At 37.8% G+C, this 10236-nt stretch carries 11 protein-coding genes; 3 read left to right on the top strand and 8 right to left on the bottom strand.

Annotation, left to right across the window (positions count from 1 at the left end):
* Positions 1 to 762 precede the first annotated feature (762 nt).
* Positions 763 to 1032 (top strand): tyrosine-type recombinase/integrase, encoded by a 270-nt coding sequence (locus C9J35_RS24915; RefSeq protein WP_054768376.1) that lies wholly within the window; start codon positions 763 to 765, stop codon positions 1030 to 1032.
* A gap of 81 nt (positions 1033 to 1113) precedes the next feature.
* On the opposite strand, the gene deoD is transcribed toward C9J35_RS24915, so the two are convergent.
* Together deoD and C9J35_RS17775 are read right to left on the bottom strand one after the other, a co-directional pair.
* On the bottom strand, positions 1114 to 1821 hold the full coding sequence (gene deoD / locus C9J35_RS17780; RefSeq protein ID WP_107925646.1) for a purine-nucleoside phosphorylase: 708 nt from the start codon (positions 1819 to 1821) through the stop codon (positions 1114 to 1116).
* A gap of 115 nt (positions 1822 to 1936) precedes the next feature.
* Positions 1937 to 2158, bottom strand: a complete 222-nt coding sequence (locus tag C9J35_RS17775; protein WP_107925644.1) for a YozE family protein — start codon at positions 2156 to 2158, stop codon at positions 1937 to 1939.
* 273 nt (positions 2159 to 2431) lie between these two features.
* On the opposite strand from C9J35_RS17775, the gene C9J35_RS17770 reads away from it, so the two are divergent.
* Positions 2432 to 4270, top strand: a complete 1839-nt coding sequence (locus tag C9J35_RS17770) for a methyl-accepting chemotaxis protein (protein ID WP_107925642.1) — start codon at positions 2432 to 2434, stop codon at positions 4268 to 4270.
* 475 nt (positions 4271 to 4745) lie between these two features.
* Here the strand turns inward: C9J35_RS17770 and msrB are convergent, their stop codons facing one another.
* The 5 genes from msrB to C9J35_RS17745 all read right to left on the bottom strand — a co-directional run bounded on the left by msrB (position 4746) and on the right by C9J35_RS17745 (position 8399).
* Positions 4746 to 5174, bottom strand: a complete 429-nt coding sequence (gene msrB / locus C9J35_RS17765; RefSeq protein WP_107925640.1) for a peptide-methionine (R)-S-oxide reductase MsrB — start codon at positions 5172 to 5174, stop codon at positions 4746 to 4748.
* The gene (msrA, locus tag C9J35_RS17760; RefSeq protein ID WP_107925638.1) at positions 5171 to 5701 is read right to left on the bottom strand and encodes a peptide-methionine (S)-S-oxide reductase MsrA; all 531 of its coding nucleotides are present in this window, start codon (positions 5699 to 5701) and stop codon (positions 5171 to 5173) included. Before msrA ends, msrB begins: the two co-directional genes overlap by 4 nt.
* A 12-nt stretch (positions 5702 to 5713) precedes the next feature.
* On the bottom strand, positions 5714 to 6292 hold the full coding sequence (locus C9J35_RS17755; RefSeq protein ID WP_054768375.1) for a YpmS family protein: 579 nt from the start codon (positions 6290 to 6292) through the stop codon (positions 5714 to 5716).
* Between the two features lie 4 nt (positions 6293 to 6296).
* Positions 6297 to 7226, bottom strand: a complete 930-nt coding sequence (locus C9J35_RS17750) for a GDSL-type esterase/lipase family protein (protein ID WP_235616357.1) — start codon at positions 7224 to 7226, stop codon at positions 6297 to 6299.
* Between the two features lie 330 nt (positions 7227 to 7556).
* A complete protein-coding gene (locus tag C9J35_RS17745) occupies positions 7557 to 8399 on the bottom strand; it encodes a DegV family protein (RefSeq protein WP_054768374.1) in 843 nt (280 codons plus the stop codon).
* A gap of 274 nt (positions 8400 to 8673) precedes the next feature.
* Between C9J35_RS17745 and trhA the strand changes: the two genes are divergently transcribed.
* Positions 8674 to 9309: a PAQR family membrane homeostasis protein TrhA gene (gene trhA / locus C9J35_RS17740; RefSeq protein WP_107925634.1), complete on the top strand. Its 636-nt coding sequence runs from the start codon at positions 8674 to 8676 to the stop codon at positions 9307 to 9309.
* Between the two features lie 312 nt (positions 9310 to 9621).
* Here trhA and C9J35_RS17735 read toward each other — a convergent pair whose 3' ends face one another.
* Complete coding sequence (locus tag C9J35_RS17735) at positions 9622 to 10110, bottom strand: dihydrofolate reductase (RefSeq protein WP_054768373.1); 489 nt, start codon at positions 10108 to 10110, stop codon at positions 9622 to 9624.
* Positions 10111 to 10236: the final 126 nt, after the last annotated feature.

The raw sequence follows: 10236 nt of genomic DNA, 5'->3' as shown, positions 1-10236 counted from the left end.
CATTGAAGAAGGAAATTTCAGCACTCGCTGTTTTGATGACACAGCTCGGACCAGGGGTATTTTTTGTTGGCATGATAGGTGAAGATTCATCAGTGATAGGATTTAGTGTCACGGGGACAATTGTTAGTTTGGTAATCGGCATAAGAAAGCATCTCCTTCATTTGATACGTCTATCGTACCGGAGGTGCTTGAATGATTATATGCGTTATTTGATTACGGGCTTACAATTCACTTGATACAGAATCTCAGGTATTCGGCAAACTAAAGAAACACTCATTCAAAAGCTTTTCAGAACAATTCATGAGTGATTATGTAGAGGTTGAACTAAAAGTAAAATCCCGAAATACTTATGAAAACTACTTATAACAAGGATTACTAGATTTCTTTGGGATATGTTGCTTCACAAAATAACACCAACACAAATTAATTTTTTTCGTGGAACAGAAAAAGCAAAAGCAAGCTCGCTGATAGAAATGTTTGTACTAATGAATACCATGTTTAATAAAGCGATTGAATGGGGTTGCCTTGAGGTGAACCTATGTACAATGACGAACAAACCTAAGCGTGCTAAAACGAAGCGTATAAATTACTACACAGAGTCGTACATGCCCCTAAAAATCTTATGACCGAGTTTCAAGAATACATTGAGCTCAAGAAAAAGAAGTTAGAAAAAGCTTGGGGATAAATTTAATCCTATTTTAGATAAACCAGGGAAGCCCATTTATTTCGTGTTCTCTAAGGACAATAGTCACCCTAACTATCATGACCGCATGTAAACAATGGAGCAATATTGTTAAACAACACAATCTTCCTTCAATTACCTTTCATAGTTTGCGACATACTTTCGCCTCGTACATGCTCTCTAAGATTATAAATATCAAAGTCTTTCAAGAACAGCTTGGACACGTAATCATTCATGAAACACACAATAAGTACTCTCATGTAGCTCAAGAGCAGAAGGAAGAAGCTAGGTTCGAAATACTAAAAATAAAAAATACCCAACAAGCTCCGATATTTTCGGTCACTCATTGAGTATTTTTCAAATGTTATATTTTAGTTTGGGCACTTATGGGTACTTTGAAATATATTGCAATTCATAAACCCTTGATATACTTAGTCTTGAATAGCTGCGTCTAACGCTACCACAATCATATCATTGAACGTCGTTTGGCGTTCTTCTGAAGTTGTTACTTCTCCAGTAATGATGTGGTCACTTACTGTTAAGACAGAAAGTGCTTTACGGCCAAACTTCGCCGCTAGCGTGTAAAGCGCTGCTGATTCCATTTCAACTGCTAATACGCCGTATTTAGCTAGCTTTTCATTTTGGTGTTCATCAGAGTAGAATAAATCTGCAGTGAAGATATTCCCTACCTGTAATTTTAGGCCAGCTTCTTTACCTGCATTATACGCTTTTAATAATAAATCAAAATCTGCGATTGGTGCAAAATCGATAGCGCCACCCCAGATGATTTGATTCATACGCGTATCAGATGTAGCTGCCTGAGCTAAAATTACGTCGCGAACTTTTACGTCTTTTTGAATTGCACCACAAGTACCTACGCGAATTAATTTTTGAACATCATATTCTTGCATTAACTCAGTTGCATAAATCGAAATAGATGGCACACCCATACCAGTACCTTGTACAGAAATACGTTTACCTTTATACGTACCTGTATAACCAAACATATTACGAACTTCGTTATAACAAGTAACATCCTCTAAAAAAGTTTCTGCGATGTATTTTGCACGCAGCGGATCCCCTGGAAGTAAAATTGTGTCAGCGATTTCGCCTTTTTTTGCATTAATATGAATACTCATACTGCAATCCCTCTTTTCTGTCAGTTATCACTTTAAATGATACTTTGTTTCTCATATTTACGCAATGATAGACGTCTAGCAACTTAAAAAGAAAGAGTAATCAAAGTATTCCGATTTATTGTTCATGACCCACATATAAATCCCATAATTCATCAAATACTTCCGTAGTTAAATTATCTGTTGCATATGTTTCGATATATGTAGACAGCTCATCAAAATCCGCACTTTGCTTTGGAAAATTATGCTCATGAAACATCTCTTCTGCAAAACGTACCTTTCTATCTGACCAATCTCCCCCTCGAAATGTTAATACATATAAATAAAAGCTTTTTTTCATATCCGAAAAGTACCTCCTGATCCCACATTTTTCTTTTCGCTAGTTTATCAAAAAAATTACAATTCGTCATAAAAAATTTTTTATTTTCTTTTAAGTATTTTTTCCTATTAGGTATAATAGAATATTTTAAGTTCATTTGTTATGACTATCCTCACAGAAAGATAACTTGCTTTTTTATCAGAAAAATGAAAATTTTATGAAAATATAATAGAAATATTTAGCATAATGCGATAAAATTGAAATCGACTATACAAATTTAGGAAGGTGATGGCGATGCAAAACTCTAATAATCGAAGTAATTCAACGAAAAAACGCCCTTCTCTCTTTGAATCTGGCTTTTTCAAAAGAAAAAGTCCAAATTCAAAGGGTAGTAGGCCTAATCTCCCTCCTACTAAAGAAAAACGACAACGTTTTTATCATTTAATCCGCGGGAAAGTGTTGATTATTTTCACACTACTTATCCTTATTAATGCTGTAATGGGTATATTATCGTACGTCAACATTACAAATCTGCAACAACAAATGAAAGATTTCACAGAGAAAAATGTACAAGAACAATTAACGGTCAACCAACTTGCCTATGAAATCGCTAGATTAACCAATCTTGAACAAGCCTATTTAATCACCGGAAACGGCAGTTATTCAACTTCCTATAATATGAAAATTGATGCTATCAATAAAAAAATTGGCGCTTTACAAGAAAAATTTGCAGATCGTGAACTCGAACTGGGCCATATGCAAGCAATCGGTCAATACTACAAAAACTACCTTGAGTACTCTAAAAAAGTAATGACAATGCGTGATGAAATTGGACTCGAACAAGCTCGTAAGCTCATGATGAACGGTACCGGTGAAACTATGAAAATCCATATTGATAATAATATTGAATCAATCAACTCTGTTATGGATGAATCCAATAAAGCAAAACTAAGTAAACTCAATCAACAAATCAGAGTTTCAAATATGACATTTTTTATCATATCGATGGTCGGCCTAATTGCGATGCTTACGTTTGGCTATATGTTATTTAAATCATTAAAAAACAATACATCAGCTATTAACCACTCGATTCTAGATATTGCACAAGCTGGTGGTGATCTAACACGACGCGTCCATGTACGGAACAATGATGAATTCTCAGTCATTGCTGCATCGACAAATACACTAATTATCTCTATTTCGAACCTCATTAAACGCGTGAGTCAGCTTGCTGATCACGTTTCAAGCAGTAGTCAGGAACTCATGGCATTGGCAGAGGATAATGCACGGACGATTCAAAATATTGCAGATACGACAGCAGATATTGCAAGTGATAGTGAAAATACGATTCATAGTATGACCAGTGCACAACAGAAAATGAGTGATTTGGAACATTCTATGCATCAGTTAACTGAGCTAACGACTGGGGTACAGCAAGCTTCACTTGCCATGCAACAAGCCGCCGACGAAGGCAGTCGTTCAGTCCAGCAATCCTCTATGGTTATGCAGTCTATTGAAGAAACTATGGCATCTACTACTACAACCGTCGAGGCACTGGGTCGCAAATCTACAGATATAACATCAATTATCAGTACAATAACTGCTATTTCCGAGCAAACTAATCTCCTTGCATTAAATGCAGCAATTGAAGCTGCTCGTGCAGGTGATCATGGGAGAGGCTTTGCTGTTGTTGCAGATGAAGTTCGGAAGTTAGCTGAGCAGTCTCAATCAGCTGCGAAAGAAGTGACCTCTATTGTAACGTCTATTCAAGATGAAGTGACATCGATTATTTCGCAAAACCATGAAGGGGTTATCTCTGTCATTCGAGGAGTTGAAGTAACCAATGAAACAAATCAATCGCTGTCGAATATTTTAGCGCATACCAAAGAAACAACGACAATTATTACCGAAATGGTAGAGAAAATTGCGTTAACACTTGATTATAGTAATGCCGTTGCAAGCGATTTTGTACATATGAATGCGTTCACTGAGCAAACAGCTAGTAATACCGTTACATCAGCTGCTGCCGCAACACAGGGTTCTGCATCTATGCAAGAAATCAACGCAGCAGCGGCAGAGCTGGCTCACCAGGCAGATAGCCTACGTAATGTCGTGAGTGAATTTAAAGTGTAACACCTATAAGAATGTCTCTTTCAGGGACATTCTTTTTTGTGTCACCGACAAGAATTAGGCAGTATGCCGAGTGTTTATAGACCTTGATAATGTATTTCAAGGTTAGCATGGACACCACCAATATGAAGCACACCTCCACTTGCCCCTAAGTAATTCTAGAAAAGTCGTAGAAAGTTCATAAAAAAACCTAGTACGGTTTTCGTTCGGCTATAAGCAAATACCGCTCGGGTCTCCTGTCGTTTCGCTCGGCTATAAGCAACTTTCGCTCAGGTCTCCTGCCTTTTCGCTAGGCTACTCGCAACTTTCGCTCGGGTCGGAGCGTAGCAACAAGGAGTCTGAAGTCTTTCCCGCGAAAAGCGCGGGCTGTAGCGGAAATGATGGTTTCTTACTATTTATTCTCAAAAGAAAATGTAGCCAAACTCAAATTTCGTTGAGTTTGACTACATTCTGAAGTGCCTAGTACTAGGAGCTTTTATTATTTAAACAATGAAATATACTCAGCATAGCCTTCTTTTTCAAGATTCTCTTTAGGGATGAAACGCAGAGCTGCAGAGTTAATGCAATAACGCAAGCCCCCTAGTTCCATTGGGCCATCTGGGAAGACATGTCCTAAATGTGAATCAGCCTCTTTACTACGCACTTCTACACGACGCATCCCATGTGTTGTATCAAATTTCTCTGTCACTTCTTCCTTAACAATCGGTTTAGCAAATGCTGGCCAGCCACAACCTGCGTCGAACTTATCGAGTGAGCTAAACAATGGCTTGCCCGAAACAATATCGACATAAATGCCATCTTCAAAATGCTGATCATACTCATTGCGAAACGGTGGTTCTGTCCCATTTTCCTGTGTCACATAGTACTGCATATCTGTTAGTTCTTTTAAACGTTGTTCTTTGGTCATTTTCTGTGCCCCCAGTGTTGCTCTTGAAACGCTTTGCGACCAGAACCGACTGCATAACGTTCATAGTGCATTGGATTTTTTTTATAATAATATTGATGGTAATTTTCTGCTGCATAAAATGTACTTGCCGGTAAAATTCTCACAGCAATCGGTTTATTAAATTTCCCTGATGCTGCTAAATCAGCCTTTGAGCGTTCTGCCAATTCACGTTGTTCTTCATCATGATAAAAAATCGCCGTTGTGTAAGACTCTCCACGATCATAAAATTGCCCCCCAGCATCTGTAGGGTCGATTAATGCCCAAAATGTTGACAGTAGTTGCTCGTACGAATAAAGCTCATCATCGAACATAATCTGAACAGCTTCTAGATGACCTGTTGTTTCAGAGCACACTTGTTCATATGTTGGGTTTTCAACATGTCCCCCTGTGTAGCCAGAAATCACGGATTCTATACCTAGTGTCTCATCGAATGGCTTGACCATGCACCAAAAACAGCCACCCGCAAACGTTGCATATTGCATTGCCATTGTTTTCACTCCTTATTGACCAGGAACGATAATTTCCAGTAAAATCTTATCGTTTGGTAAGTCTAATTCCTTTGCGCGAACACGTGATCCAGTAGCAATATTTACACGTGATAAATCAATGTAAATTTCCGCTTTATTTGGATTCACTGTTATCCATGAAGGGAATTCCACCGAATCACGCATAATTTTCATCGTCGTCTCCGGTGGAATATTCAATAGGCCGACATTCATCTCTGTTTGCTTTAATATAATATTGCCTTTCTCATCCACAATCGGCTCAAAATTCATCGTAATTGGGATTTCTGTATAAAATACAGTCAATTTACTCTTTAGTTGAATGTCATCGCCAATTGTGAAATCAATTGGTAACGGTGAACCCATAGCCGTATCTTTTAAATACTTCTTCGATATCGACTCAAATTCTTTGGTTGTGGTTTGAACGACTAGTACATTCCCTTTTATTTCTTCACTTTCTGAACTCTTCGCTAAATTTACTCCATCTACTGGTTTCGTAGCTAAATAAACGACGAGGAGGATCGCAAAAAGTACCGTTCCCGCTAACGCGAAAAATGCGAATTTCCATTTATTCATTTTGTCACTCCTCGAAGCCTATTTCCTTGTTAATCTTCTTTTCCATTTTGCATTGCCCCATTGCTTCTAAAATTCGCTCTTTCATTTTTTCATAACCTTTTGCGTTCGGATGAAAGAAATCCGTATGATATACGAGTTCTTCGTTCGAATCGAACAAATCTTCCACTGATACATAGCATGCATTTGAATCCTTACTAGCTACCCTTTCAATTACGTTATTCCACTCCGTAATAATTGTATCAAACTCATTGGCCTCATTTGTGACAATAGAGAATGGATTATAAAAGCCAACAAGTAGTAAAGGTACTGTTGGGTTTTTTGCACGAATACCATCAATAATTTTACTATAACGTTTTTCATAGGCCTGTAATTCAGCATCAAACGCATCTCGTTTTAAATTAAATAGATCCTGTTTGACAACCTTCATCACATCATTGCCACCCATTGTCAGTGAAATGAGTTGTGCTTGTTGCAACTCTTCATCATAATGCCCTTTTTTCACTAATTTTAATAGCTGATCACTACGTCTTCCCCTTTTTCCTCGATTATCAACTTCAACTTCTGAAATCGAAGGCCAAGTGAGTAAGGAATCTGCTAATCTTCCAACATAACCGTCTTGACTATACTCATCACCAACACCATCTGTTAAAGAATCACCTAGTGCCAAGTAATGTAGTTGCTTTGCATTTTCATCATCAATTTGCCGTAAATCCTCTGGTGAAGGTTCAAAAAAATGTTCAAAAATTTGCGTCAACATATTGCTAGAGGGTTCAGCCTCGTCTTCTGTTTGTTGCTCATCCTGTCTCATATCTTGCTCCGTCGCTGCCTGATCACCTACTGGTTCAGTCTGCGGATTCGGTTCATCTATTGAAATAGCACAACCACTTAGTACTAAGACGATCAAACATGACAAAATTACTCGCCAGATGTCCATTTGACCACCTTCCATCTTTTACTGTTACTACTATTATAGATAGTTCACGCTGCAATGAAAAGCGACTATGCTTCGCTTTAGAAATAAATTCATCTGTTTCATCCCACTAAAACCACATTTTTCCCCTTATCTTCCGTTTTAGAACTCCAAGTTTTTGCTTATTCGTCTTTTAAAAAATTTGCCTCAGATAACAGACTGTCATCACCGCACAAATTTCCTATTCACCCTATAACTACTATGACGCCCTCTCCATATTTCTGTAGGCATTGGCATACTTCTTGAAAGTAAATAAAAAGCCACTACAATTATTTATGTAGCAGCTCTTGACTATTATTCTGAAAAATAAATAAATCCAATCGCACCTGGACCAGTATGTGTAGAAATAATTGGTGATGTAAAAGCAATTTCTACTTCATCAAAACCTGTGCTTTCTATTAATTCTTTTAATGGTCCACCCATAGTTGTCAAACCATCAGCATGGGAAATCCCAACCGCCTTCACGGTTTTACCAGCTGTATCTGCTTGGAATTGCTTAAATAAGAAATTCACTACTTGTTTATGACTACGTACTTTTGACACAGGGTTATAGGCCCCACCTTCTAAGTTCGCAATAACTTTAATATTGAGCAGCGAACCAATAAAGCCTGTTCCTTTACCGATACGTCCACCTTTAATAAGATTTTCGAGCGTATCAACAATTACATATAAATGAGTATTGTCTCGTACTTGGTCAAGGCGTGCGACGATTTGTTCAACTGTAGCTCCCGCATCGCGCATTTTTATCGCTTCTCTTAATTGAATGGCAAGTCCAATTGCGATAAAGCGTGAATCGATAACTGTGACATTTGCATCTGTCATTTGAGCAGCTTGTCGAGCAGACTCTACAGTACCACTCATGCCACCTGTCATATGAATTGAAATGATTTGATCGCCATCTTTACCCAGATCATCATATAATTCTTTAAATTTCCCTGGTGCAGGTTGCGAGCTTTTTGGTAAATCTTTGGCTTCCTTCATTAAGCCTAAAAATGGTTGTGGCTCTAAATTTACGCCGTCTATATACGTTTTCCCATCAATTTGGATCGTTAACGGCACAATATGTATACCGTGTTGTGCTACTTCTTCTTTAGTTAAATCGCAAGTTGAGTCCGTTACAATATGAATTCGTCCCACTTTGACACATCCTTTTACTTCATTAAAATTATTATATAGACTAATGTTTCAATATGTAAACATGACATTTGTCATTTGACATGTCAATTCCTAGTCTTTTTCGAGGACTTTACCTTTGATACTATAGCTTTTTTTAGTTGAATTTGTCTAATAATTGCCTCTTAAAAAGTTAGAAAATCGGTATGACACTTTTGACATGAAAGATATGACAAATGTAAATAGTCGAACGTAAGTTATCGGGGTATAGTAATAGTAACGAAAGGACGTGTTCACAATGATGAATTCATTTGACTATAAAACGTGGAAAGAAGAGCTCTGGAACGCTATTACCCACGGCGTCGGTTTTATAGCTAGTATTCCTGCCCTCATTGTCCTGATTTTAGCAGGTGTTCGACATGGCAGTGCCATGCATATTGTAACTTTTAGTGTATTTGGTGCTTCCGTCATCATCTTATTTTTAATGTCGACTCTACTCCATAGTATGCCTGAAAAATACAAGTACTTTTTTGCCATCCTCGACCATTCTTCTATCTATATTTTAATCGCAGGCACCTATACACCTTTTCTATTACTCGCTATTGGTGGCAGCTTAGGCGTTACGTTACTTTGTATTATATGGACACTTGCCATTCTGGGCGTACTCTTTAAATGCTTTTTTATCAATCGCTTTGAAATTTTGTCTCTACTGTTTTACATCGGTATGGGCTGGCTCATTATATTTGCCATAAAGCCCCTTTATTTGTACTTAGGGAATCATGGCTTCTCCCTATTATTAGCTGGTGGTCTTTTTTATACAGTTGGTGCTATTTTTTACGCATGGCGCTCCCTTCCCTACAACCATACAATCTGGCACCTCTTTGTTTTAGCAGGTTGTGGTTCCATGTATGCCTGTATCTATTTTTACCTATAGTAAAATGGGCTGTCCCAAAAGTAAAAACAACTTGCTTAGCTATATCCAAGTAGGCAGTTTTTTGGATGTAAACGTAAAAATCCGCGTAGACCCCTGCGTATCGTATTTGCAACGAAAACGTGATTGAAACGTAGTACAGGAGTAGGAAAAAGCAAGAGCATGAGACCAGCAGGGAGCGTTAGTGGCTCATGCATTGCTTGTGGGAAAGCGAAGCGGATTTTTACCATATACGAAGGTCATATTTTATTGTTTTAAAGGACATTTTAGACAGCCCCACCTTGATTATGACTGACTAGCACTGTATACGAATGATTAATGAATTTGAGCTTTTCGTTCAAAAATCTGATATTGAAACGTGTATCCTTCTGGTGCTGTCTCCGGTTGTTGTGACGAAACTTCCATAAAGTCCTCTTCATATTTCGGGAAGTATGTATCCCCATTAAACGTATGATTAATTTTTGTGACGTATATTCGATCTGTTATTGGCATGGATAAGCGGAAAATTTGTTCGCCACCAATGATCATAATTTCTGGTACATCCCCTGCAAGATCGATAGCTGCCTGTAAACTTGTTACTGTTTCAATACCGTCAGCATGATAACTTTCGTCACGGCTGATGACAATATTGCGACGCCCCGGAAGCGGTCTGCCTATGGATTCAAACGTTTTGCGTCCCATGATCATAGGCTTGCCCATTGTTTTTTCCTTAAAGTATTGTAAATCGCCTGGGAGATGCCACGGCATACCATTTTCGTAACCAATTACGTACTTTTCATCATGTGCTACAATTAAAGAAATCATTTTGTTCCCTCCTAGTTAACTAGTTCATTATATTATAAACATATTTTTGCTATACAACCGCATTATTTCAGCTCAATAATAAATTTATTTTCTTTTTCGTTATTAAATCCTAGTAAAATTATACGA

This window comes from Lysinibacillus parviboronicapiens, from assembly GCF_003049575.1.
Taxonomy (GTDB): Bacteria; Bacillota; Bacilli; order Bacillales_A; family Planococcaceae; genus Lysinibacillus; species Lysinibacillus parviboronicapiens.
The sequence above is the reverse complement of the archived record's forward strand: the minus strand, read 5'-3'. Positions and strand labels throughout refer to the sequence as shown.

Bases quoted from the DNA above. Each gene is read 5' to 3' on its own strand.
- C9J35_RS24915 (WP_054768376.1), top strand. From the start codon at position 763: ATGACCGCATGTAAACAATGGAGCAATATTGTTAAACAACACAATCTT.
- C9J35_RS17770 (WP_107925642.1), top strand. From the start codon at position 2,432: ATGCAAAACTCTAATAATCGAAGTAATTCAACGAAAAAACGCCCTTCT.
- msrB (WP_107925640.1), bottom strand. From the start codon at position 5,174: ATGACCAAAGAACAACGTTTAAAAGAACTAACAGATATGCAGTACTAT.
- trhA (WP_107925634.1), top strand. From the start codon at position 8,674: ATGATGAATTCATTTGACTATAAAACGTGGAAAGAAGAGCTCTGGAAC.
- C9J35_RS17755 (WP_054768375.1), bottom strand. From the start codon at position 6,292: ATGAATAAATGGAAATTCGCATTTTTCGCGTTAGCGGGAACGGTACTT.
- C9J35_RS17750 (WP_235616357.1), bottom strand. From the start codon at position 7,226: ATGGACATCTGGCGAGTAATTTTGTCATGTTTGATCGTCTTAGTACTA.
- deoD (WP_107925646.1), bottom strand. From the start codon at position 1,821: ATGAGTATTCATATTAATGCAAAAAAAGGCGAAATCGCTGACACAATT.
- msrA (WP_107925638.1), bottom strand. From the start codon at position 5,701: ATGGCAATGCAATATGCAACGTTTGCGGGTGGCTGTTTTTGGTGCATG.
- C9J35_RS17735 (WP_054768373.1), bottom strand. From the start codon at position 10,110: ATGATTTCTTTAATTGTAGCACATGATGAAAAGTACGTAATTGGTTAC.
- C9J35_RS17775 (WP_107925644.1), bottom strand. From the start codon at position 2,158: ATGAAAAAAAGCTTTTATTTATATGTATTAACATTTCGAGGGGGAGAT.